The organism is Haloarcula pelagica (genome assembly GCF_030127105.1).
GTDB lineage: Archaea > Halobacteriota > Halobacteria > Halobacteriales > Haloarculaceae > Haloarcula > Haloarcula pelagica.
The window spans coordinates 1,104,513-1,128,080 of record NZ_CP126161.1 but is presented as its reverse complement, the minus strand read 5'-3'; the positions used below and the strand labels follow the sequence as shown (position 1 = coordinate 1,128,080).

At 54.0% G+C, this 23,568-nt stretch carries 19 protein-coding genes and 2 pseudogenes; 9 read left to right on the top strand and 12 right to left on the bottom strand.

Annotation, left to right across the window (positions count from 1 at the left end; all coding sequences use genetic code 11):
• Positions 1-117: 117 nt before the first annotated feature.
• On the bottom strand, positions 118-1,524 hold the full coding sequence (locus P1L40_RS06025) for an ATP-binding protein (RefSeq protein WP_284010424.1): 1,407 nt from the start codon (positions 1,522-1,524) through the stop codon (positions 118-120).
• Positions 1,525-1,922: 398 nt separating this feature from the next.
• On the opposite strand from P1L40_RS06025, the gene P1L40_RS06020 reads away from it, so the two are divergent.
• Positions 1,923-2,441, top strand: coding sequence for a DUF7342 family protein (locus tag P1L40_RS06020; protein WP_284010423.1), 519 nt, complete (start codon positions 1,923-1,925; stop codon positions 2,439-2,441).
• Positions 2,442-2,530: 89 nt separating this feature from the next.
• On the top strand, positions 2,531-2,875 hold the full coding sequence (locus P1L40_RS06015; protein WP_284010422.1) for a toxin-antitoxin system TumE family protein: 345 nt from the start codon (positions 2,531-2,533) through the stop codon (positions 2,873-2,875).
• A 513-nt stretch (positions 2,876-3,388) separates the two neighbouring features.
• Here the strand turns inward: P1L40_RS06015 and P1L40_RS06010 are convergent.
• Entirely contained in the window at positions 3,389-4,267 is an 879-nt protein-coding gene (locus tag P1L40_RS06010; protein ID WP_284010421.1) for a hypothetical protein, read from the bottom strand.
• Positions 4,268-4,784: 517 nt separating this feature from the next.
• Here P1L40_RS06010 and P1L40_RS06005 point away from each other — a divergent pair.
• The 3 genes from P1L40_RS06005 (at position 4,785) to P1L40_RS05995 (ending at position 5,650) form a co-directional block, all read left to right on the top strand.
• A complete protein-coding gene (locus tag P1L40_RS06005; protein WP_220620901.1) occupies positions 4,785-5,024 on the top strand; it encodes a hypothetical protein in 240 nt (79 codons plus the stop codon).
• Positions 5,025-5,174: 150 nt separating this feature from the next.
• Positions 5,175-5,471 (top strand): hypothetical protein, encoded by a 297-nt coding sequence (locus tag P1L40_RS06000; RefSeq protein WP_284010420.1) that lies wholly within the window; start codon positions 5,175-5,177, stop codon positions 5,469-5,471.
• Positions 5,468-5,650 carry a hypothetical protein gene (locus tag P1L40_RS05995; protein WP_284010419.1) on the top strand — a complete coding sequence of 61 codons (183 nt, stop codon included), beginning with the start codon at positions 5,468-5,470 and terminating at the stop codon, positions 5,648-5,650. Before P1L40_RS06000 ends, P1L40_RS05995 begins: the two co-directional genes overlap by 4 nt.
• 60 nt (positions 5,651-5,710) lie before the next feature.
• Here P1L40_RS05995 and P1L40_RS05990 read toward each other — a convergent pair.
• Positions 5,711-6,241, bottom strand: a pseudogene (locus P1L40_RS05990) (sugar phosphate nucleotidyltransferase).
• Positions 6,242-6,311: 70 nt separating this feature from the next.
• Positions 6,312-6,875 carry a metal-dependent hydrolase gene (locus tag P1L40_RS05985; protein WP_284010418.1) on the bottom strand — a complete coding sequence of 188 codons (564 nt, stop codon included), beginning with the start codon at positions 6,873-6,875 and terminating at the stop codon, positions 6,312-6,314.
• Positions 6,876-7,021: 146 nt separating this feature from the next.
• Here P1L40_RS05985 and P1L40_RS05980 point away from each other — a divergent pair, with 146 nt between their 5' ends.
• On the top strand, positions 7,022-10,075 hold the full coding sequence (locus P1L40_RS05980; protein ID WP_284010417.1) for a LamG-like jellyroll fold domain-containing protein: 3,054 nt from the start codon (positions 7,022-7,024) through the stop codon (positions 10,073-10,075).
• 141 nt (positions 10,076-10,216) lie between these two features.
• The gene (locus tag P1L40_RS05975) at positions 10,217-11,983 is read left to right on the top strand and encodes a hypothetical protein (protein ID WP_284010416.1); all 1,767 of its coding nucleotides are present in this window, start codon (positions 10,217-10,219) and stop codon (positions 11,981-11,983) included.
• A gap of 68 nt (positions 11,984-12,051) precedes the next feature.
• Here the strand turns inward: P1L40_RS05975 and P1L40_RS05970 are convergent, their stop codons facing one another.
• The 6 genes and pseudogenes from P1L40_RS05970 to P1L40_RS05950 form a co-directional block, all read right to left on the bottom strand.
• Positions 12,052-12,564 carry a glycosyltransferase family 4 protein gene (locus P1L40_RS05970; protein WP_284010415.1) on the bottom strand — a complete coding sequence of 171 codons (513 nt, stop codon included), beginning with the start codon at positions 12,562-12,564 and terminating at the stop codon, positions 12,052-12,054.
• A gap of 87 nt (positions 12,565-12,651) precedes the next feature.
• Positions 12,652-13,248, bottom strand: a pseudogene (locus P1L40_RS23485) (glycosyltransferase); the annotation flags it as partial.
• A 47-nt stretch (positions 13,249-13,295) separates the two neighbouring features.
• Positions 13,296-14,462, bottom strand: a complete 1,167-nt coding sequence (locus P1L40_RS05965) for a glycosyltransferase family 4 protein (RefSeq protein WP_284010414.1) — start codon at positions 14,460-14,462, stop codon at positions 13,296-13,298.
• Positions 14,459-15,445: a hypothetical protein gene (locus tag P1L40_RS05960; RefSeq protein ID WP_284010413.1), complete on the bottom strand. Its 987-nt coding sequence runs from the start codon at positions 15,443-15,445 to the stop codon at positions 14,459-14,461. Before P1L40_RS05960 ends, P1L40_RS05965 begins: the two co-directional genes overlap by 4 nt.
• 106 nt (positions 15,446-15,551) lie before the next feature.
• Positions 15,552-17,042, bottom strand: a complete 1,491-nt coding sequence (locus P1L40_RS05955; RefSeq protein ID WP_284010412.1) for an oligosaccharide flippase family protein — start codon at positions 17,040-17,042, stop codon at positions 15,552-15,554.
• Positions 17,042-17,959 (bottom strand): hypothetical protein, encoded by a 918-nt coding sequence (locus tag P1L40_RS05950; protein WP_284010411.1) that lies wholly within the window; start codon positions 17,957-17,959, stop codon positions 17,042-17,044. The genes P1L40_RS05955 and P1L40_RS05950 overlap by 1 nt, the downstream gene beginning before the upstream one ends.
• 200 nt (positions 17,960-18,159) lie before the next feature.
• Between P1L40_RS05950 and P1L40_RS05945 the strand changes: the two genes are divergently transcribed.
• Together P1L40_RS05945 and P1L40_RS05940 are read left to right on the top strand one after the other, a co-directional pair.
• Complete coding sequence (locus tag P1L40_RS05945) at positions 18,160-19,470, top strand: sulfatase-like hydrolase/transferase (RefSeq protein ID WP_284010410.1); 1,311 nt, start codon at positions 18,160-18,162, stop codon at positions 19,468-19,470.
• A gap of 267 nt (positions 19,471-19,737) precedes the next feature.
• Entirely contained in the window at positions 19,738-21,054 is a 1,317-nt protein-coding gene (locus P1L40_RS05940; RefSeq protein ID WP_284010409.1) for an aryl-sulfate sulfotransferase, read from the top strand.
• A gap of 62 nt (positions 21,055-21,116) precedes the next feature.
• Here P1L40_RS05940 and P1L40_RS05935 read toward each other — a convergent pair whose 3' ends face one another.
• Together P1L40_RS05935 and P1L40_RS05930 are read right to left on the bottom strand one after the other, a co-directional pair.
• The gene (locus P1L40_RS05935; RefSeq protein WP_284010408.1) at positions 21,117-22,157 is read right to left on the bottom strand and encodes a glycosyltransferase family 4 protein; all 1,041 of its coding nucleotides are present in this window, start codon (positions 22,155-22,157) and stop codon (positions 21,117-21,119) included.
• 80 nt (positions 22,158-22,237) lie between these two features.
• Complete coding sequence (locus tag P1L40_RS05930; protein WP_284010407.1) at positions 22,238-23,512, bottom strand: sulfatase; 1,275 nt, start codon at positions 23,510-23,512, stop codon at positions 22,238-22,240.
• Positions 23,513-23,568 lie beyond the last annotated feature (56 nt).

Here is a 23,568-nt window from a genome sequence, read left to right as displayed (position 1 = left end):
ATTGGGAGGGTCCTCCCTCCGGTCGTCCCATGCGGCCGCTCCACTCGGTCACGGCCTTGTGGCGGCTGTGCAGGTAGCCGATTGGTATCGGAGTATCATCCGAATGTCCACGGCTCGTCACTCACTGATGTCTGACCCATCTAGCGCCGTCACAACATCTCCAACGGTGAAGAGTCGGAGGTCATCGCGTTCTGCAGCAGCCGCTTCGACTGACGATGTGAACCCACTACGCGAGAACAGCGCATATTTCTCAGTACGGTCTCCGCCAGAGTCGGGCGTCCACCTGAGTTCTGCAGTGTGGCTCTCAAGTTTCGAGAGTGCATCGTATCCCAGCGGTGATTGTTGGAACTTACACTCACCAACAATCAGCGTCTCGGAAGTGGTAAGACCAACAACGTCTATCTCGTGGTCATCATACCACCATTGCCCAGTCTGTGTAATAGTATGCTCTGGGTAGAGGGCGCGCAGTGCCGAACAAGAAAGCTCTTCAAACGATCGACTAACAAAATCTGGCAACTCAGGTTCGATTAGTGTTTCATACGCATCGGCACCGAGTTCGTCATATTGCGCTCCGGTGCCGTAGACAAAGTGGAACCAAAAGCGGAAGAACGGGTCCCGGATACGATACCGACTCCGCTTACTCCGTTCTTTTTGCTCTGTGATCGGAACGTGCTGAGTAACCAAACGGAGCCGAGACAACCGATTGAGATACTTTGAGAGCTGGTTGTATGCGATACCAGTCGTCCCCGCAATTTCGCTCCGGCTTGTGCTCCCACCTGCAATTGCCTCAAGAATCGAGAAGTACCGCGTCGGTTCTCTGAGTTCCATACGGAGGACGTAGTCTGGTTCGTCATGGAGCGTCCCGTGTCGGGAGAGGATTGTCTCCTGAACGTTTTCCCCGAGTGAGGCCCCAGGTAAGACCTCCTCAAGATAGTATGGAACACCACCGAAGACACCCCATGTAAGGACTTGTTCAGCCGCAGTATAGGCGTCATCGAAAAATTCCATCGCAGCTGCAAACGGGAGCTGTCTGATATCTAACTTGAGCGACGAGCGGCCATACAGTGGACTATTGCCAAGTAGCGCAGCCTCTTCCATCATACTGATTGACGACCCGACAAGCACGAACGTCGCAGCAGACTCATCGAGTTCGTGATCGAACATCGCTTGTAACACGGACGGAAGACTCTCGTCTTGTTCAACGAGATATGGAAATTCGTCGAGAACGATAATCGCATCCTCTTCAGCGAGGTACCCCAGAACGTCCTCCCAGTCCTCTCTAATTCGTTTCACGCCCGGATATGTGTCAGAAGCCGCGTCGATGAACTGCTGGAGCTGCAGGTCTGTGGTTTTCTGTTTCGCCTGATACACCACGGCGTTATCATATTCTTCGAGAGATTGTTTGACCAGCGCTGTTTTCCCAAGTCGACGTCGTCCGAATATCACGGCGAGTTCAGCTACCTCGGACTCATATAGAGAATCCAGCCGAGAGAGTTCTTCTGCTCGATTTACGAACTCTACCATGATTTGTCTATACTCTTGTAGATTATAATACTTTCTAGAATCGTACTTTGGAGTATGATACTCTAAAGTATTTTCTATACTCGTAACTCTCGAACCGTCGACGCTGTTCGGACTGTTCCTCCTGCACTTGGGAGACAATCTGGCAGAGAGACAGGATACCCACGGCGACCGCCTCGCATTGGGAGGGTCCTCCCTGCGGTCGTCCTATGCGGCCGCTCCGCTCGGTCGCGGCCTTATGGCGTCTGTGCAGGCAGCCGACTGGCGTCGGATGGCAGTCTCCCTCGTTGACGGGTAGGTCCAATCCGGGAAGTAGCGTAGGATGACCGGGGGTGACTGGAAACAGCCAATATATTTTTGCTGTGGAAAGAAATATGTATTCCAATTCCGTTGGTAGACGTATGGCAGACGACACCCGTCGCGACGGCCCGCCCCCATTTGATAGGCCGTTCGAAGGCGAAGACACAAAGCAGCGGGTATACGGGGCGGTGCTGCACGCCCGAGAACCGATGACAGCCGCGGAGATCGCCGAGCAAGCGGACTGTTCGGCGGAGTCTGCTCGGACACACCTGTCTTTTTACGCTGACCTCGGCATTGTCATCCAACACGAGGGCCGGCCAGCTAGGTATGAGCGCAACGACGATTACTTCGAATGGCGGCGGGTGAACGAACTGGCACGAGCGAACAGCACTGAGGAGTTACAGACTCGCGTCTCAGCGCTGACTAGCCAGATTGAGGACTACCGCGATCGGTACGGTTCTGACTCGCCCGCCGAGGTCAATGTCCTCGAGTTCGATGCGGAGCGTGTCGACGACGTGTACGTGGAACTCGGTGACTGGGCTACCGCCATCGAAGAGCGTCGCCTTCACGAGCGCGCCCGACGAAAGGTCGCCGGATCGACGGCCCCATCACATAGCTGATGATGGTGCCAGTGGACGACGGCGCGAGTCCCGCGCCGATAGATCGCTCTGTGTTAGCGCGGCTACGCTCCCGATTTGCTGGGAGTCGTATGTTCGAATCGGCCCAAATCGTCGAGGAAGGGAAACTGTCCCTCCATGCCGAACTGTCCGATGCCTACTTCGCTGGGAGTGCATCCGCACGCTTCGAGATTCGCTGGTACCGCAACGACGATTTCAATATTCACTACCAAGAGACGCGACAAGATAGCGTGTGGGAGTGTCGATGGGATCGCCATCCAAACGTCCACAACTCGCGAGATCACTTCCATCCGCCGCCGGCTGCCAGCCGTACCGACGCAGTGGATGCCCAGTGGCCAGCCGACCATCGTGACATGGGCCAACTCGTCTTTGACCGAATCGAGGAACGCATCGATACGCTGTGGGACCAGCAATAGTACTACAACAGGCGACCGCCGGCGCTGCTGGAGCTGTGACCGCTCTGCATTGCGAGGGTCCTCCCTACGGTCGTCCTATGCGACCGCTCCGCTCGGTCGCGGCCTTCTGCCGGTTGTGCAGGCAGCTGACTAGCGTCGGACGACACGTTGATGACAGAGGGGTAATCCTGTTTGGGGAGGATTCACCGGCGGGACACTTTTCCCACTCGTGTTTTCAGGACGACCGTTAGCTCTCAAAGCTCTCCAAATGCAGATACCTCCGATGGGATACACCAGTTAGTCTTTGCGCGCCATACAGCGGAGAGTTCTGGGGGAGCAATCTGTCACACCCGTTGTGACGCGGGAATCATTTCCTCGGGCGCTGCGTTCGTTACATCCGTTCTACGAACTCTGAAACACAGGATTTCCTCCCTATACCTGCAGCTAGTGAACGCCCGTATTCGTGCGGACGAGGGCTGTCTACGGCGTCGGTGAATGCTTAGGTGTGCGCTTGGTAGCTGATTGCTTCCCTCGTCACAGGGCTTGGGCAGGTTCTCCTGTCACAACGGGCGTGACGCCCCCAGTGGTCGTTTTTCGGTCAGTCCCATCCAATAGGTCGAGACCAACGTAACGCTTTTCGCGAAGCCCCTCAGCCGTGTCTATACCCATCTCGATGATTTGGGTTGGCTCCTGTCTCCGTCCCACCTGGCGGGTCTTTTCGCGGAGGTCACGTCCGCCGAGTTCGAGAAGGTTCTCCCACACACGGGCAACAGTCTGGCGGTGGGGTGTTCGTCCGAGGTGAGCAGTCAACGCTGTTGTCATGTCATCTTTGGTCATGAACACGCCGCTCCCGTCACTGCGTTTGGTGGCGAACTCCGGCCAGCGTTTGGCGACGGCAATCGCTCGGTAGGTGTTCTGGCGGTTCGACTGCTCGACGAACATCTCCTTGAGTTTCGATTGACGGCAGTTCGCGAAGAAGTCCAGTGGGGAAGAGCTTGGTTCGACGCCGTGTGGGAGCGCTTCGGCGTCCTCCTGGTGATCGGCGTTGGCTTCTAGTTGCTGGGCCTTCGCGATGGCGCTTGTTGCAACGTCGTGGGTACGTTTGTGTTTGTCTTCCACGCTTTCGAGGTGAGATGCGTTGGTTTCCGCTTTCGCGCTCGCCGTGGTGGCGATATCGTGGGTCCGGTCTTGGGTGGCTTCGAGTTCGTCGAAGCGGTCTTGGAGTCGAGTGTTTTCTTCGAGGAGGTGTTCTAAGAGCGTGAGCAGTACTGGGTCGGTGTCTCGGTCGGCGAGAGTCGAGAGGAGGCCGTCGGTGTCTTTGGGCGTGCCCTGACCGATATCCAGACCGAGTTCGTTGGCAAGTGCTCTGTCGCGGTCGTCGGGGCTGTCGGTTCCCGGGTTGTGAGTGTTCACAGGTCCGCACTTGGAATCGAACCAAGCGAGCCGACCACGGTACGGACAGTGACGAGAGCTGTCGCTCACCAGACGAGCAGCAGTGCTCCTCGGGCAGGCGAACCGGTCAGTGGGTCAGTTCAGGGGATTACTGCGTGGCTTCTGAGTGGTGTCTGTGTCTCCTTGGGGGCTCAGGCTCAGGATCGAGATGGATGTCAGTATCCTGCGAGTGGCAGTGGCTCGTGGTCGGAACTCTCTGGACCGGTCGTGGGGAGGTTTCAAGACTCCCCGGAACATTTGCTTGCATGCGGCTGTGAGGCCAACGCGACGCCCGTGTCCTTAGCACGGCGTCGCACTCGGTTTTCAGAGTGACACCCAAGGAGCGACGCGTCGGCTTGCTCTGATAGTCAATGGCGGAACTACTTAATGGTTTGCAGAATATAATGCAAATATGTTCGATAAAGGCCAAAGAAGTGATTCGTCCAACAGCTTCGTCAACTCCGGAGATAATTTGCCCATCCGTGGCAACGGTTCTAATATGGGTAAAGAGGAGCGGAAGCGGATGGTTCTGGGGCTCCTCGTAGAGTCGGGTCTGGAACTCCCGCCTGCTGTAATATTCGACAACCTCAAACGACGCGGTGCAACCTTTGAGCGGCGTAGTGTAGATAATTATCTGCAGGAACTACGCGAAGAGGGACTAGTTGAGCGAACTGACGAGAGTAAAGGATACAACATCGCGACTGAGAAAGGCCGGGACCGGTACTACGGAACCAACTAATCCTCATTTTGCAAAGTATCCCGCAATCCCTAAGTACTCACAGATAGTTCCTACTACATAGGGACATGCGCACTGTTGGTCGATTTCTACTGGTAAAGTGAAATCGCCCCGGTGTTAGAGCACCGAGGCGCGTGGTCCTAACTGAGACCAATGGTAACTAGGAAAGCAACCCCACAAGAACGTATCGCACGCGATTTACTCACCCAGCGCCCACATTTCGTCGGTATTGATGGCGCCGATGCAGCGCATTACTGGGATGGCTACGAGCAAGCAGTGGTCGTTATCCAAGACAACGAGGTAGCGAAAGTCGAACTCGCAGCAACGCCGTTCCAGATGCTTTCGGAGTGGACAGACTACACGCAGGACGAACGTGGCTGGTCGGTTGGGCCACACGTGGGCGGATCCATCGTCGACGATCTGGTGAACACGCTGGAGGCAAGCGCATGAGCGGGCTGTCTGTCGCCGACGCCAACGGCTTTGTCTACGAGCCTGTCCGAGGTCCCAAACGGAAAATCGAATTCAGAGAGCGGGCGGACGAGGGCTTCGAGCGCATCGAAGCGGTGTGGACTGGCTGTAACTGGCGGGTGACCGGTCGAGAAGTCGTGTTGACGATGCGGCGAATCTGAGTAGTAGTGTAGCGTATGCTGCTGTACTGTAGCCGCAATAGCTGTTCCAAGCGAGCTGTATCACTGCTGACTCTGTGTTAGTGTCTCTACAGCAAGTTTTGGATCAACTTCGCCCCGTAGTGTCTCCTCAGTTTTGCTGCGGTCGTCGGGATCGTCGATGTCGTTACGCCAGCCGTCCACGCTGATGGCGTCGATAGTCCGGCCGCAGTAGGTCGACCGCGTTCAAAACCTCCTATTTATTGCGGTTGGAGGGCTGGACGAGGTGACAGCCGTTGAAGATCGCCAGCATGAACGTGTAGAAGCCGGCGATCACTACGCTTGAGCGGCTTCTCAACAGTTAGCAGCGCGTGCGTTAGCTCCTCCTCGCGCTGACGGATAAGCTGGTCGGGATACCATCAAACTCGTCCTCCAAGTGGTTGATGATGATCTGCTTTTTGTAGCCGACGACGAGCAATCTGTCGGCACCGAGGTGATGAGCCTCTCGAAGGCTATGATCGGCTTTCCAGCAATTTTGATAATGCTCTTTAGTTCACCTTCTGGGAGCGGGCACAGCCGTTTACCATCGCCAGTGGCAAGTACGACAGCTTCCACGTTCTCAGAGGTATTTATCCGGAAATAAAGTTAGTATCTCTGTACACTCTCGTGTCGGCCACCCCATCCACTACTCAGCAAACCCCTGTAAACGGTTGTGACCACTATGCACGAGCCGCCGAGCCCCTTCTAGACCGGGTCGGCCATCGACGTACCAACGAATCGCTGCCAGACAGACTAGCAGTAGTTCGAACAGAACGTACGGGCCAAGTACAAGCGTAGCAAAGTGTGCGGAGAATGTCTGTGCAGTCTCCACTGGTGGCATTGTAAACAGAGGCCACAGCAGGTACGAGAGTGACTGGATCTCGCCTTCGATGACTGCATACAGTCCGTCAGAGAGAGTGTGCGAAAGATACCCCACAACAAAGGCGACACCCAGTTCCGCCCTACCGTACCGACGGGCCAACAGACCCAGAAGGAATGAGACTATAACAAATGTCAACAGTGAGTGTGCAAGGGTCCGCCCACCTGGGAGGATGCCCAACGTCCAGCCCAGTGGCTTATCGACGAGATCAGGGAACTGCGTCCCAACAGCGAGTGCGAGACCCGGCGCAGCGACTACCCGCCGGCCAGTAGCCTGACAGCCCAGTGAATAGAGCAGGTAGCCGACTGCAGCGTGTCCCCAGGGCCACATAACTGTTAGCGAGACGACTGTACAGATACCTATTTCGATGCGAGTCGACGAGCCCGTTCAGGTTGATCCAGCTGTCGTCTTGTGGTTCTCGGCCGATAGAATGGGACTCGGATGGATTTATACCTCTGTAACTGGTTTGCCGAATCATGACAGATGTACGCGAGGCAACAGAGTCGCTCCTCGCGGACTCCCCGGAACTGGAAGATGCCCTCCAAGCGGTTCTGGACGCGGACACCGACGGCCCCTTCGAGTTCGAGGATATCCCGCTGGACTCTGGTCAGTTCGGCGAGGTGGTCTCACGTGGTATCGTCGAAGAGACTGACGGCGGTTACCGGCTGGCTGACCGTGAGGCTGTCCGGCTGGCGCTGGATGCGGGCCCCAATGACGCCGCGCCCGAGGACGACACCGGACCCGCGGAAAAAACGGCCGGTCTTGAGGTCGGGACTGTGACTAGCTGGCTCTCCCACCGATCCGTTGATCGGCGGAGTGTTGGGTTGCTAGCCGGCGCGCTCTTGATCGTGGCTCTCACGCGAGTCGTCCTCATGTGGGGATCGGTATTCCGCAACGGCGACATCGTCCTCGCGGGCAACGATCCATACCTGTACCGCTACTGGGGCGAACAGCTTCTCGCGAGCGGGCTCGGACTGTTTGACCTGGGGTCGCTTAACCAGGTATCGGGTCGTATCTCTGGCCACGATACGCTCTATATCCTCACCGTCTGGTGGACCAGTGCGCTACTGGGTGGCGATGCGACTGCAGTCGGGCTCACTCTCGCCTGGCTCCCCGTGCTTGCGGGCGTGGTTACCGCGCTGTTAGTATATCTCATCGCTGTCCGACTGACCGAGGACCGCCGAATCGGTTTGGCAGCAATTCTACTGCTTGCGTTTACGCCGACCCATGCTTACCGGACTGCACTGGGTTTCGGCGATCATCACGCATTCGACTACGTTTGGGTTGGGCTGACAGCATTGGCGCTCGTGGCGCTGGCCGGCCAGCGAGTTGACCGCGAGACGGTGCTTCCCGATTCACCGGGCAAGTGGATCCCGGTTGTCGGCCTCGGTGTTGGCATCGCAGCTCAGGCCCATGCCTGGCGTGGTGGCCCACTGTTGAGCATCCCGGTCGGGCTATATCTGGCTGCTCGCGTCGCTTTGGATGTCCATGACGGCCGGTCCCCGATCAATGGTAATGGGCCGGTCTTACTGGGCGTCACGCTCGGCGCACTTCTGGCTGCTCTCCCACATTTACTGTTTGGCTGGGCTCCGGTCTACCGGGCGTTCGCGCCTGCACTGTTGTTCACCGGCTGCGTGGCCGTCGTTGTGCTCGGTGTCGCGGCCGAGCGTGCGGGCCTCTCGGCGTGGGTCTTGACCGTCGGTGAGGCCCTGGCTGGACTGATCGGATTCTTCGTTGCACTTGCCGTACTCCCAGCGTTCGGCAGCGCGTTTGACCAGCTAATGTCGTACGTTTCTCGGACAGGCCAATCCGAAATCGCTGAGACCTATTCGATCTTCAGTGGCGAATTAGGGAGTATTGTTGCACCGATTCTACTGTTCGGGTTCGTCTTCTTCCTGGCAATCCCGTACCTGGTCTGGGGAACTCGGACTGCGGTCAGCCGGTCCCAGCCAGACTGGCTTGCTACGGCGACGTTCGGCTGGTTTTTCCTTTTATTGGCGGTCGTCCAGTCCCGGTTTGCCGGCCAGCTCTCATTGTTTACCGCGGTGTTCGGTGGGGTTGGATTCCTCCACTTGGCGACGGTCATTGACGCGACTGAACGGCCCGCTGTGCTCGGTGGCCCCACGAGTAGTGATGGCGGGCGTCCACAGGGCCCCGACGATGAACCGGCACTCCGGGCGGTGTCACTCCCAAGCGCGAACACACTCGGGGTGCTGACTGTTTTATTCTTGTTGATATCTGGGCTGGGGGTTGTTCAGGCTGGAATCAAGCAGTCACAGATCGCTGTTGACGACTCAACCTATGAGACGGCCGCTTGGATCGGGGAGCATGATAGTGTGCGTGAGGTGTCATACCCTGAGAATTATGTGCTGAGCAATTGGGGCCGAAACCGAGTATATAATTACTTTGTTAACGGAGAATCCGAGAGTTATGGCTTTGCACGCCAGAACTACGCCGAACTGATGCGCGCTCAGGAACCGAGTGAAATTAGGAACATTGAAAATGTTCTTGACGAACACGGTACCGGGTACGTCGTGACCACTTCTTCGGCGGGACCGCCAACGGCGGTACAGTCACGGCTCCATACCAACCTTGGAAGTCGTGGTGAGGGCGTGCCGGGGCTGGGACGGTACCGCCCTGTCCACATCGGTGATGGTGGCTCGCCGAAGGTGTTCGCGTACGTTTCTGGGGCACGCATCACCGGAGTTGCTGGCGCTAACCAGACGCTCTCCATCGTGACAAATTCGACTGTCGAAAACCGGTCCGTTACCTACCGTCGTGAGGTAACGACAAACCGTTACGGTGAGTACGGAGTAACTGTACCGTATCGCGGCGACTACCAGATCGGTGGGCAGGAACTCACTGTGTCGGGCACGGAGGTCACACAGGGGCAATTCAGCGGCCCCTATCACTCACACTGGGCGTTTGATGAGGGGAGTGGATCAGTAACTGAGGACGCACTCACTGATGCAACGGGTGAGATTGAGGGAGCTTCGTGGATTGATGGGGTACGTGGATCGGCATTGTCGTTCGATAGAGGAAATAGTTCTGTTGTCGTTGAGAGTCCAAATCATGGTTCCTTGTCAACCGCCTCGTTTACTGTTGGACTCTGGGTACGGGGAGACGTCGCGTCAACCCAACAGCCTTTCCCGCACGTGCTGACACAAGAGGGTGAAAACACACAGGGATATGGAGTTTGGGCACAAAAAGAAACAAACCGCTTCGGTGTCGCGGTTGCCGACCAATCAGGCAACCGTGTAAGAAACTTCGGAATAGAACAGACATCGTTCGACAACTGGACTCATATCGCGTTCACTGTCGACCGGTCGAATAACGAACTTCGCCTCTATCGTAATGGAACGCTTGTATCGACGCGAAATATTTCTGATCTCGGCCGTGTTCCAGATGGTGGCCCACTCGTCGTCGGGGGTCGAGCTAATGGCCGCTACGCCACAGGCCAAGTCGATAGCGTGCGTCTGTACCGAACCCCACTTAACGAGAGTGAGGTAACAGGACTCGTCATGAAATAAGCTACGACTTCGCGTCCTATCTCCAACCTTTTCGGGAAACCGATATCAAAACTGACTTTAAACCGACTGAATCTTGGTCTGACATGGCTGGACCTTGGGGACTGCGACTCAGAAACTGCTTTTTATCCGGTGAAAGTAATGATGAATAGGAACACAAAACTGGCCCTGATTGTGTACTCCTTGCTGTACGCCGTTTCGGCACTCGTCGGATTCCAGCATGGGAGCAGTGTTCCAACTGTAACACTGTATCTACTGCTTGGAACTCTCTTCGTTTTCCCGACCGCACTAGTCCTTCGACACAATACACCCATAAGTATCAACGTTGCACTGCTGATCGCAACACCTCTATTGCCTGCGCTTCTCGTCGTTGATCCATTGGAGGTCGGATTCTACGGCTATGACCCGTACCGTACATTACAAACGACGGTTGAGTTCCGAGAGCACGGACCTCTATGGATTGCCGGTAAAAGAGCGTCTTGGCCGGCTTTCTACGCTCTCGTTTGGATTATCAAATTCTTAACTGGTGGTGAAATATCTTCATTCGGCCGATTTCTCCCCTTGTTTACGCTGATTGTCCCGACCATGCTCTACGCGTTTGCACGCAAGTTGATTGATGATGACTCTGCTTTCCTCGTTGCCATGGGGCTCGTTGGTGTTCGGACTCTATTCACTTTTGAAATCAAATTTATTGACGAATCGCTGGCCTTCGTCCTCTTTTTCGCGTTACTCTTGTCGCTACGATTGATAGCTAGTGATGGACGCCCTGCGAAATACCTCTGCTACCTCTTCGCTACTGCGACGGTCCTGGCTCACCATTATATCGGATTTCTCACGGTATTTTTACTTGTCCTCTGGGATCTCACAGACTCTGACAAATTACAAACAGTTATGAAACAGAAGAAAATCCCCTTCTCGGGGATTACTGCCCTTTCAGGTGGATTGTTTGTAGGTATGTTTCTTGTTATTGCCCCCCAGTTTTTGCTTCGTCTAATTTCCACGGTTGATCTCCCATCTTTTGGCGGTGAGAGTGCACCGGAACCCAGTGATAGTACGGCAACACCGACGCCAACAGCAGAGTCACCGTCCACACCGACTTCTGATGGGACTAAAACCCCTCGCTCAGCAGATCCAACTCCGACAGCAGAATCAGCCCCGTCCACGTCCACGCCGAAAGGAACCCGAGGAACTCCCTCGACTTCGCCTGTCGACACTCCAATGACAGAATCATCGGGGGAATCTGATAATGATCTCGTGTCACATCCGGCCATTCAGTACCTCCGAAACCACTGGCGGTTCCTCCCTTCGAATCTGCTTCTCCTCTCCGTTTTGGGGAGCGTCGTTATTGGACTTCGTTCCCTGTCGGCCGGACGAGACCGTTGGCAAGTCGTGACCGGTTCGTTCGGTGCCGTTATGGCACTCGGCTATGGAATCTCTGTAGTCTTCGGACCGATAGTACCGCTTGACCCTTCCAGATATCTCGTCTATATGGTTCCGACGCTATTGGTGGCTCTTGGATTCACGCTTACCCGTAAAGAGACTTTCAGCCGTGGCAGACTGGTGCTTGCGGTGATTGTTGTGTTGGTAGCATTGACCCAACTCATACTGGTTTCCCCTGATGTGCTGTACACTGATGCGACGGAACCAACCTTAGAAGAAGAGCATTTTACCGAGTCCCAGTTTGCAGCGAGTGACTGGGTAGCAAAGTATGGAGATGGAAAAGTTGTCGGGGAGGAGACTGGCGTCTGGCTCAAGAATGGTATATATAGACTGGCATATGGATCAGACTACGATTGCCGGACTCTCCAGTCTTCTCGACCCGATGCTGAAATAAAAACCTCACAACTAGATAATAGCGTGCTCTACGACAACGGCGTTGTTCGCCTGTCTCGGTGTACCCCGCCGGAGTAAATTTCCATCAGATACTGGATCTTTCCGACAAACTTAGCAGAGAGCTATTTGTTTGGAGTTAGGGGGGACTATCCGGTGTAGAGGGTTTCGAGATTGCTAACGTGTGTCTCGATGGTCCGCTGCCTTGCCCACCTGAGGACTGCTGCCCGCATATCTGGTCCGTGATCGAGTATCTGTTCTATCGCTTCGACGAATCCGCTGGTAGACTTCGGCTCAAACGTGTAGCCGCGTTTCCCATCTGCGACAAGCTCCGGAATTCCACCGATGTCACTGCCGACAACGGGGAGCCCAGCCGCGAAACTTTCGTAAATCGTTAATGGTGAATTTTCCATCCAAATTGATGGAACGACCGAAGCAGTTGATTCTTGCCTGAGGCGGGTGAGTTCTGCCTCGGAGACGAACCCGTGATACACCACGTTGTCCAGTTCGGATGCCCGACGTTCGGTTACATTGGCATAGGGCCCATCTCCACAAATATGAGTGGTTACGTTGGGAAGTTGTTCTACAGCCGCAAAGAGCGTATCGAGACCTTTTGACTCCTTTTGTGCACCGACATAGAGGAGAGCTGGATCATCAGGCACACTCTGTGGACGGTCAACAACGGATTCCACGCCTAGTTGGACACGCTCACAGTGTGAGTCATTGAAAAACCCATGTCGACGATGTACATCAATGACGTGTTGGCTAGGGCCGGTAACTACGTCTGGATCCCCAAGTCTTTTACGTTTCTGCCGAGCGAGGAGGCGACAGGGAGCTGGCGGGTCTTCACAGACGATTCGTTCTTCGTCAGGGGCGGTTAGTTTTCGTAGGAGGTTGCTCTTTGGGCAGATCAGGCTGTAATCGTGGAGTGTATGGATGTGACGGACGTCCCAATTGGCGATCACGCTCCCGATTGATGGTGAGATACCTACGAGGTTATTGGTGTGGACGACATCCGGTTCAATCTGATCTAGCACTTTTTCGACCGCATGCCTACTGTGCGGATTGATGGCATCAATCCCGTGCCAGAGACCTTTGCTTACCGGATTTCTGCCTGTTCCTTCACCGCGATGCGAGAGGTTTGCCGGATAGAACCGCCACACATCGAGTCCTGCCTCTGTAGTTCGACTCGGTGATAGCGACTCTCGACCGCTATACGGTCTCGTCGTGAGTACTGAAATCTTGTGACCACGTTCCTGAAGTGCCGTACCAGTCCTGTAAACGTAGTTCCGCGCGCCACTTGCAGAGTCAGTATCAAACTGAGCGTTTACTAATAGAACGTTCATAGACTGGCATTTCGATTGTGCGATAGTATCTGATATTTAACCATCGGTTATTCCTGTACCGCAGTTCGATACACGTCTATGACTTCGCGTGCGATATTCTCCCATTGGTAACGACTACGATTCATAATAATATTTTCTCGACATTCTCGCCTCCGTGTTTCATCTGTGAGTAGTTCTGTAATTCCGTCTGCCACTGCGCGCGACCCGTTTTCAGTAACGATTCCACTCTTATCTGCTCGTACCAGACGGCCAACATCACCGACATCGGTCGCGACTATCGGTACCCCGAAAGCATATGCGATCATTGCGACACCACTGAAACTGGCATCATAATATGGCAGAACAGTCACTGTTGCACGTGAAAAAAACGTCCCGACTTCTTCATTTGGTATAAACCGATTATGCAACTCGATCCGGTCGTCATCTTCAAGCTTTTTAATGGTCCGTTCAATACGATTTGTGTCGACAGTCCGGGCATTTGAGGGGCTGCCGGCGATGAGTGCAGTTATTTCTGGAACGAATTCTTCGACCCGATCTAATATCTCTGGGATTCTGTCGTATCCCTTGTTTGGCCTGATATTACCGAAAAACAACACGGTGTCATCTTCTGTCTGTGCACTCTCGTAGTCGTACTCTGTAAAGTGATCAAACAGTCCATGTGGAACAATCGAGATTCGGTCTGTCGGGTACCATAGCCCAGACGCCTGTTTCCGGCAGGCCTGCCCGTGTACGATAATCTGATCCAGAAGGTGGCTAGCGACTGCGTTCACCCGCCCTCCGAGGTCCATGTTTCTTGGTCCAACTTGCATTCCGCTGTGAGAAATTGGGTCGTGTATCGTTCCGACCATCGGCGTTTTTAGCGTGGCAAGAAGCGGAAGAAGGGTCACCGACCGGAGTGGCGTGAGGAATGGGAAGTGGATTACATCCGGGGAAATTTCTCGCACAAGCCTGAATTGCTCGGAAAGGCCTTGAATTCCGGTCGTGAATGAACGGATCCCGGACTTCAGCTCCGTCTGGTACGGGTGAGTCCTGACTTCATCATGAAATAGTTCCTGAATGTCTGTACTGTCAGGGCAGACGACATGGACTTCCACAAGGCCAGCAAGACCGTTTGCGAGTTTAACGGGGTAATCACTGGTGGCTCCCCTTGTGCTGAACGTAAATATGAGAACTTTAGTTTGGCCATCTCTCACCGGAATCACCTCCTTTTTCACATGTAGCCGAGCGAGCGCAAGTTTTCTTCTAAATTGATCTCAGTGTTTTCAACACCAATTTCTGGCTCACTTGTATTTTTGTCGCTTGCTTTGACTTCTGTAATCGGCACACGCCGAAGATATGGATTGAATGAGCCACTCGTGTGACCCCATCGTCCCCACTCTCCAAAACACTCTCCATGGTCTGCCGAAATTAGGGTCCTCTCCGCTTCAAAATTGTTCAATAGGCGGCCAACGGCATCAAGCCCTGACCGAAGTTCAGTAAGGTATTTATTCCAAACTGTGTGCTTATCTCCAGTCCTTCTCACATATTCCCAAGGGTATTGTTCCGATTGGGACAATTCTGCTGCCCCACGTTTGGCTGCTGCAGCAGAGAACGGATAATGTGGTTCGATAATGTGAGCTATGACACGGTCAAACTCATCTCTTCGACCGACATCAATCACTATATCCACCACAGTTTCAGCGTCCGCTTGGGGCTGCTGAGAGTAACCCGATCGCCCCTCTCCATATCGCCAAGCTGGTATGTGTCTCCCAAGCGAACTGTTGTCAACAGTTCCCCAGTTGGTCGGCGCCGAAGAAGCCCGAAATCTCATCTCTGGCCGATATCCGTCATCAAGAATCCGCATCGGCCATCCATTTGCAGAAACAAGAGCGGTATCGGAAATCTCATTTTTATATCTCTCTATAAACGTAGCAGCAGTCCACTCGAGTGTAGATGTGCCAACTGAAATGGTTTCTCCAATCTCATCCTCGTTTAAATATGAGTACTCACTTGCGACTGACCGCAGAGCGTCCGGCCGGCACGTGTCAAGGATAATAAGTAGGTCCCAATCTTTTTTGAAAAAATTCTCACCCAGCGGAAAACTTGATGACAATGTCAGTGTTGTTCCCTTTATAATTGGGGTGGTGAGATATTTCACGGCCTCGATCGGGTTATTTACACCCTTGCGGATTTTTTCTTCGAGTGACTCCGCTCCCATCTCTGCTAAGTTAACAAGACCAATGTCCAATTGAATCTTTCTGTCCGGCGGTCGGGTTCTCTTTACAACGTAAGATGTTTACAAACCACCCATATCGCCAATCCATCTATACATATAAATTCTCAACCAATTTCTTATCCTTTTCATCCACTCCTAGTGCATATAATATGATAAGGTATGCACACACACCAACAATACCTCCTACAAAAGCACGAATCATGCCGATATCAAGGCCAACCAATAACAACAATCTTTCTAACAGAATCATCACTCCCCCGCAGACCAAACCTGCAAACAATGGCTTTAAAAAGGCACCTGAGTACGGAACCAATCGTTCAAACCACCACACCTCGAATACCTTGATAAAATTAAATACTGTGACTGAGGCCGCAGTGGCAGCAGCAGCACCGATCACACCGAATTCTGCGATTAATATGAAATTGAGAGCTACGTTTGAAAGCCCAAGAATGACATTATTGGCTGTCACCAAGCGTTCATGATCTGTCATCATTAGTAGGTATCCACATGGCCCAGCACCCGCATCTGATAGACGACGAATTAACAGCACAGCAAGTACGAACTGCGCAGTGACGAACTCGCTTCCTAATACTGACAAAAGGGGTGCCCGGAACACAACCAACCCGACGGCGATTGGAAGCGTAGCGGTTAGTGCCCACCGTGTCACGGTTTTATACAGCGAGTCCAACTCCTCTTTCTGTCCTTGATCAAACAATCGCGATGCCCGCGCTGGGAATATCTGATTGATGCCGGAGAGCGGGAGAGCCGCTGCGGTCGTCATCAGAGCAGCAGCACGATACTGCCCAACTGCAGCACTACCAAGGCCAAGAAACCCGACCATTATCAGATCAACATTGTTGACTAGGTACGAGCCGGCCGAATTGACTGTCAATGGTAACGAATACGAAAAAAAGCGGGAAATACGTTCACGAGACGCTTCCGGACGTGGTCGGAGTTCAGTCCTTGATAGAAATAACGACAGGGCGGCAGCAGACAATAGAATTGTAGAGACCAGCAGTGCGGTAGCAATCCCCTCAACGGCCAAACCAAGCACGACAGAGACCATTGCGGCGACTAACCGGGAGACTGGTAACAATCCTTCTGAGATGCCTAACTGGTACGTAGGTCGCTCAAGTGCCCGGAAACTGCTTTGAACGATTTTCGTGAGTGCTCTGAACGGAAGAACGAACGCCATCACACGGAGGACGGTAATGAAGGAATCGTTCGCAATGGTGTATGAGGAAATGACCGGTGCGGTCACGTAGAGAATAACCCCAGACCCGACCCCTGCGAGAATAACCGAAAGGCCAGCGAGACCGAGCGTATTTTCCCGCTCATCTGGATTGTCATCCGGTAAGAAACGTAATAGTGCTTTGTCAGCACCAAGATCCGCGATGTTAAGTATCGTCATCATGACCGTGTCGGCATATGTGATAATCCCGTAGCCGATCGGGCCAAGGTAGTTCGTTAGTATCGCATTGAACACGAACCCGAGAAGCTGACTCGTGATCCGACCGATGGTGAATATTGACGCACCCCGTGCGGTGGACTGTAGTGCTGACTCGACTTCGTCGCTCATTACTCCGTGTACCCGAGGTTGTGGAGTCGATTCTGCACTATATCTTCATTGACCTCGCTATTCCCTTCCGGAGGTTCGGCAACCACCTTTCGCCGGTCTTCCGAGTCACAGACCAGCCATGGAACATCAATCAGTTCCGGAGTGTAGAGTCCGCGTGGATGGCCCCAGTCGGAGACTGGAATTGGGCGTGACCGGTCCCCTACCATGTTTCCGTGATCGGATGTGACAACTGTTTTTCCGTCAAGCTCTTTCACTAGTGTTTCGAGTGACGGAACGAGATGTCGGAGATTTCTATTGTAGGGCTTCCAGACCTCTTCTGGTGAGAGTGACAACTTCCCTGTGCGAAGTTGCTCCCAGAACTGCGCTTCGTCGCCCTCCTTTGGGTCTGGAATCTGCTTATCGAACTTGGTTTTGGAGCCGATGAACGGGAAGTGCGGCTGGAGAAAGTGGACAAGGAGTCGCTTATTGGGGTATTCCTCTCTCACCCGACGTGCCTCTCTGACCATCGTTTCCGGGAGGACAGTTGAGTTCTCTTCATCCCACTCATGCCACGCATCTACTACGGCATGAAACTGGAAGTCGTAGTTGGCTTCGATACGCCGGTACATCGGGTTTCCGGTGAGATAGACGACATCGGTTGCATCACGACCGTTGAAATTACCTGCCAAAAACTGCGCTGTCATCGATCCTTTGGACTTTTTTCGAGATAGAATGCCCGGAAGGTCAACGTGCTCAACGAACATATCGTATCGGCAGGCGTCCATCAGCAATAGGTTATCCCAGTCCGCAGAGAGTATATCCACTCCGTCTCTGTAATATTCATTTCCATGCTTCCAGCGGAGGTATGAGAGGTTAGCGTTCCGCAAAAAGAGTTTGCTACGGTGGTATACTCTGTTTATAAAACTGATTTCGGACATTCAATCGTATGCGAATGAGCCACCGGTGAATAAAAGTATGTTTGTATCGACCTGGTTCAGAGCCAACAACACAGACACACAAGCAGTAGGCTTATAATAGTCCACTGCATTCGGTGAGCATAATTACCGTCGTATCATTGTATCAAGAGTGATGAAAAAGTCCGTAAATATCATTATCTTCTTCCACTCGGTGAAATAATATGCCTTCCGTTGCAATAGTTGTCCTTGATACTCTCCGTCAAGACTATTTCGAGGAGCACTTCAACTGGCTTCCAGGTACCCGATTTGAGCAATGCCTCACGACTTCGAACTGGACGATTCCGACCCACGCCAGTCTGTTCACCGGCCGGTACGCTTCCGAGGTTGGGACATACGCACGGTCAACCGACCTCGGCAACGACTATCCGACTCTCGGAGGAGTGACGACCAACCATACGTCGCGGTTCTACTCGGCGAACCCACAGATGGGCTATTTTGAGGGGTGGACCGAGCCGTACGACGACGTGATGTCCCCATGGGAGATTAAACAACCAGATTCAACACACCTCGTAGACTGGGACCAGTTCGCGGTCACTTGCGACGAAACTGGACCGAAGCGGTATTTCGAGGCGTTGAAGACTGCGATCCAACACAATGGCCCGACGCTCCAGTCGCTGAAGAAGGGCTACGAGGCGTCTATGCTTGACAGGACCGACTCGGACGACTCCGGTGCGCGTGCAATCCGTGACCAGCTCCGTAGGAGCTCCTTCGATGATGAGGAGTTTATTTTCGTCAACCTCATGGAAGCACATTCGCCGTACACGCCGCCTACGGAGTACCAAACCATTGATGAGACGGTCGATCCGGTGTTCGTGGACAGGTGGGCTGACGACCCACCAGATAAACAGGTCGCCCAGCAGGCGTACGACGACGCAGTGCGGTATCTTTCCGATGTTTATGAAGAGATATTCACCGAACTAGCCGACGCAGTCGACTATGTCGTTACGGTTGCAGATCATGGCGAACTCCTCGGTGATCACGGCCACTGGAACCACGTTCACGGTCTGTTTCCTGAACTAACTCACGTTCCGCTCGTGATCTCGGGTGCTGACGTTCCAGAAGAGAACACGGAGATGGTCGTAAGCTTGCTTGATGTTCATCGGACGGCTGCCGAGTTGCTTGGAGTCGCAAATCGTACTGACGGACGAGGAAGATCACTGTTGTCGCCACTTGACCCAGAACCACAATTCACCGAGTTCCATGGACTTCCGCAGTGGATCGAAGCACAGTTGGAGAACTACGGCGTTTCGGATCAGTACGACACCTATGACGAACCGCTGTACGGCGTCTGGCATCTTGAAGACGGATACGGATACCAGTCCGTCGAACGACCTACCCAGAGTATCGATTTTCAAGCCCACCAGAAGCTGATAGAAGATTTCTGTGGGACCGTTCCTACGCAACTGGAACGCACCGGAACCGATGTCAACGATGCAGTGCGAGAACAACTCGAGGACTTGGGATATGCTTAGTTTCTGAAACTAACGGGGGGCATAGGGATTTCAAGCCTGTGTCACGGTCTGCCGGTGGCACCGGAGGTCAGTGCAAATTCCTACATGAGCGAGCCAGTGTAACAGTCGTTGGCTTGGCTTCGTGTGGTAAAAACCACGTCTCCTCGTTCTTCATCCGATGCGGCTGATGCACATTTGCCAGGGATCGTTTGGATCCGACGATTGTTATGTTCGGTCCGTAACTTTCGTTTCGAGTCTTTTTTGTTAAGAGAGTTGATGGCTTCATTCATGAATGATCGTACCATTCGGTTGGTCCTCGTAGGCATTCTCATCGTTTCGTTTTTCCCAGTTGCCAATGCGGCTCTCACAGCCGAAAGTGCGGTTCAGTCCACGGAGTCATCAGTACCGCCCAATCAGACGCTGCTCGTCTCGACACAAGGTGCTTCAGTCGAATTCGGTGCGGGCATATTTTCGTTCAACCGATCGTCTGATCGAATTATCTGGAAATGGACCGACTGTCCGAACAAGTGTTTCGACGTCGATCCACTTGGTGATGGCGAGACACTGTTTGTCTCGAAAACAGGCGAAAAGAAACCGTTCCAGATCAACGGAAGCGACTCGTACAATTGGAAAGCGACACACCTGAACAGGTCGACTGGAGAAATCTACAGACAGTTCAGCGTTCCACCGGAGACGCACGATATCGACTATCTGGGCGACGGGCGATACATTGTCGCTAACAAGATACTACACGATAGTGCCGAGCAAGCGTGGCTTCGAGAAGCGAAACGTCAGGGTTGGATCAACGAATCAAGAGAGACCCACTCGCATCTCGTATACATTTATAACGCCACGAGCGACGAAATCGTCTGGGAATATCGGTTCGTAGACCACTTTCCTAAGAACGCCGGCGACGGCTACGCTAACGACTATACTCATTTGAATGATGTTGATGTTGTGGATAACGGTTCGGCCGTGCTACTGAGTCCACGCGAGTTCGATCGCGTGGTGTTGATCGACAAGGAGACTAAAGAGACACGCTGGACGCTCGGTGCTGAAGACGAGTACTCGACCCTTCATGAGCAACACAATCCCGTACTCCTGTCGAACTCTCCTCCGACAGTCCTTGTTGCTGACAGTGGTAACGATCGTATCGTTGAGTATACCCGGAGAAACGGGTCGTGGAAGCAGACGTGGATATATAAAAATGAGTTACGATGGCCGCGCGACGCTGACCGACTTCCGAGTGGGAATACCTTGATCGTGGACACCGGCAACGACCGAGTGATCGAAGTGACTCCAGACGGCGAAATAGTCAATACCACTGAAATAGCGCAAGCGCCTTACGACGCAGAGATCGCTGGCTTAGGTGACGAGCCACAGGGCCCACCGATGTACGAAATCCGCGGTTCTGACACTAATACGAGTACTGAGCAGGTTTCGTCGGTTGAAAGCCTACAGCGTGTGTGGCTTGATTATCATTTTACTGCAAGTTGGATACTTCCGACATGGGTTGATCCCATAGCCTTCGGATCCATGCATTTCAGCATACTGTCATTTGGGGGGCTTATCATCATGCGGATTAGACACTATCTGGAGAAGTAGCGTTCTATACAGATAATTTACACTGTAGCACGGAAATAAGATATACTGATATGCGTTGGTGTTTATTGCCGCGACTCCTCTTTGAGAACCGAATACAGGTCTTTAGCGGCGTGTTTCCAGGTTAGTGATTGAACGCGCTGACGTGCTGCCGTGGTATTCTTCATTGCCGCCGGGTTCCTCGTAGCCCATAGAAGCGCGGACCCAATGTCTGCCCTGTCTTTCGGATCAACGTACCGTGCCGCGTTGCCGAGAACATCTGGAATTGCGCCGGTTCGGGACGTAACCACGGGTGTCTTACACGCCGCCGCCTCCAGCGGCGGCAGCCCAAATCCCTCGTAGAACGAGGGGTATGCGAACACGTCAGCCTCATCGTAGAGAAACTTCAGTTCTTCTTGTGAAACGAACCCCGTCATATGTACGTCGTCTGTCTCTCTGATTTCAAACGAGTCGAACAGTTCCTTGTTCCGTGGGCCTGTCAGGACGAGCTCGTGATTAAAGTCGTCGCTAACACGCCGATACGCTTCTACGAGTCCGGAGACGTTCTTCCGGGGGTTCAACGCTCCGACGTAGAGTACGAACTGATCCGGAACCTCAATAGGTTCGCCGGGCTTATCGCTGAGAAAGCGCTTGTTGATACCATTGTGGACGACATTGACTCTAGCCGGATCAACGCCCAACTGCTCTACGATCTCGTCCCGCGAAAACGCCGAGACCGTCACGATACGATCTGACACATCGGCGACGCGTGGAACAGTCGTTTTTCGGTACAGACCATGTACCGACGACGACCAGTCGTGCATCGCACCAACGTCGTGGATATATGTGACAACCGGGTAGGGGGTCCTGTGAAGCGGTGCGTTGGCATTGGGACAGAACAGAATGTCGATGTCGTGTCGGCGGGCGAGAAGCGGGAGTACCGTTCGCTCCCACCCGACTCCGAAGAACTGTGACCGCGAGAGATACCCCTTGCTTTCGACATCCGTGCCGAACTCGTCCGAGAGCGCCTGGTGGCCGAACAGGGTCGTCTCAACGTCAGGACGCCGAATAAGTTCCTGCGTGAGACACTTCGCGGTCTGCACTGCGCCGCCCGGCTCGTCGGTCACGAACGCCCGTCCGTTAATTCCAACGTGCATTCGTTCTCCTATTCACCGCCAACCCTTGATATCGCACTCTTCAGCCCAACTCATTCCTTGTACCCCAGCGCTTCCAGCCGGTCTGACACCGCTTCGGTTTCGCTCGCATCGGCTGTCGCGTCCCCGAAGTCGATGCGGTCGCGGCTGTATTCCCGCAGTACGGTCAGCAGATCACGGTCTCCGTCGCTCGTGTCTTCCGATCGTATCTCCCCGGTCGAAAGTTCGCGTTCGAGGAAACACTCGCCGTCCCGGTCGCGGACAGCGAACCGCCTGAGACCGTCGTCGTCCCCCTCTCCACGAGCCTGTGAAAACACTGTCCGATCTGACCAACCTTCTACCGAACCGACGAGTTCCCCAAATGGCTCGCCGTTGAGACCACTGGCGTCGAAACCCAGTGCGTCCAGTATTGTCGGCACCAGATCAGCCGTACTCGCGGGAATCGACGGTGACCCCGCCTCGACTGCCTCCCCAAGCACGAGCAACGGCACGCGCGTCAACTCCTCGTGGAGGTAGCGCGGATGTTCGTAGTAGCCGTGTTCGCCAAAGGCATCGCCGTGATCCGCCGAGACCAGAACGAGCGTCTCATCCCACAGGTTCCGCTCTCGTAAGCCGTTTATGAACCGGCGAATCTGGTCGTCCACGTAGGCAATTTCGCCGTCGTACAGGTCAATCAGCGCCTGTTGTTCGTCGGCGGTAATCGAATCGGGATCGTCGATGGCTCGCTTATACAGCCGCTGTGCGTCTCGGTCACTCAGCTGTGGATCGCCGAACCGACTGCGGTACGGTTCTGGTGGCTCGTACGGACCGTGTACGTCCATGTAGTGGCTCCAGAGGAAGAACCGGTTTGAATCCCGGCTGTCTAGCCAGTCGAACGCCCGTTCGTTGATCCGATCTGCACGTGCGTAGTGGCGGTTCCGGAGTTTGTCGAGGGCGCGTTGGGCCAACGCGAGAAGTTTGTGCTGGCCGAGGTGGAGATCGTCATCGAAGACATCGAAGTCCCGATCGAATCCGTAGGCACGCGAAACGAAGGGGTTTGAGTGGAAGCCGGCTGTAGCGATACCAGTATCTGCCAGCCGACTCGCTACTGTATCAGCAGAGAGGAGATATTGCTCGTCGACAGCCTCGTCGGGATCGCGCCCGGTCAGCATCGCCGGCACTGCCTCCCGCGTGTGGGAACTCTGGCTGTAAGCACGCTGGAATCGAAGGCCCTCCTTGGCGAGTGTATCCAACGCGGGCGAGGTCTCCCGCCCGTAGCTATAACAGGAGAGATGGTCCGCCCTGAGAGCGTCGACAGTTAGTAGTACGACGTTCCTGTAGCCGTCCATTATTCGGTATCACCCAGCCCTCGGAGTTAGATGCTTCGGGTTCTCATGACAGCGAC

Coding starts and splice junctions, on each gene's coding strand:
- P1L40_RS05995 (WP_284010419.1), top strand. CDS start 5,468: ATGAGCGGGCTGTCTGTCGCCGACGCCAACGGCTTTGTCTACGAGCCT.
- P1L40_RS06000 (WP_284010420.1), top strand. CDS start 5,175: ATGGTAACTAGGAAAGCAACCCCACAAGAACGTATCGCACGCGATTTA.
- P1L40_RS05930 (WP_284010407.1), bottom strand. CDS start 23,512: ATGGACGGCTACAGGAACGTCGTACTACTAACTGTCGACGCTCTCAGG.
- P1L40_RS05985 (WP_284010418.1), bottom strand. CDS start 6,875: ATGTGGCCCTGGGGACACGCTGCAGTCGGCTACCTGCTCTATTCACTG.
- P1L40_RS06025 (WP_284010424.1), bottom strand. CDS start 1,524: ATGGTAGAGTTCGTAAATCGAGCAGAAGAACTCTCTCGGCTGGATTCT.
- P1L40_RS05950 (WP_284010411.1), bottom strand. CDS start 17,959: ATGTCCGAAATCAGTTTTATAAACAGAGTATACCACCGTAGCAAACTC.
- P1L40_RS05955 (WP_284010412.1), bottom strand. CDS start 17,042: ATGAGCGACGAAGTCGAGTCAGCACTACAGTCCACCGCACGGGGTGCG.
- P1L40_RS05975 (WP_284010416.1), top strand. CDS start 10,217: ATGAATAGGAACACAAAACTGGCCCTGATTGTGTACTCCTTGCTGTAC.
- P1L40_RS06015 (WP_284010422.1), top strand. CDS start 2,531: ATGTTCGAATCGGCCCAAATCGTCGAGGAAGGGAAACTGTCCCTCCAT.
- P1L40_RS05980 (WP_284010417.1), top strand. CDS start 7,022: ATGACAGATGTACGCGAGGCAACAGAGTCGCTCCTCGCGGACTCCCCG.
- P1L40_RS06005 (WP_220620901.1), top strand. CDS start 4,785: ATGGGTAAAGAGGAGCGGAAGCGGATGGTTCTGGGGCTCCTCGTAGAG.
- P1L40_RS06020 (WP_284010423.1), top strand. CDS start 1,923: ATGGCAGACGACACCCGTCGCGACGGCCCGCCCCCATTTGATAGGCCG.
- P1L40_RS05940 (WP_284010409.1), top strand. CDS start 19,738: ATGAATGATCGTACCATTCGGTTGGTCCTCGTAGGCATTCTCATCGTT.
- P1L40_RS05945 (WP_284010410.1), top strand. CDS start 18,160: ATGCCTTCCGTTGCAATAGTTGTCCTTGATACTCTCCGTCAAGACTAT.
- P1L40_RS05960 (WP_284010413.1), bottom strand. CDS start 15,445: ATGGGAGCGGAGTCACTCGAAGAAAAAATCCGCAAGGGTGTAAATAAC.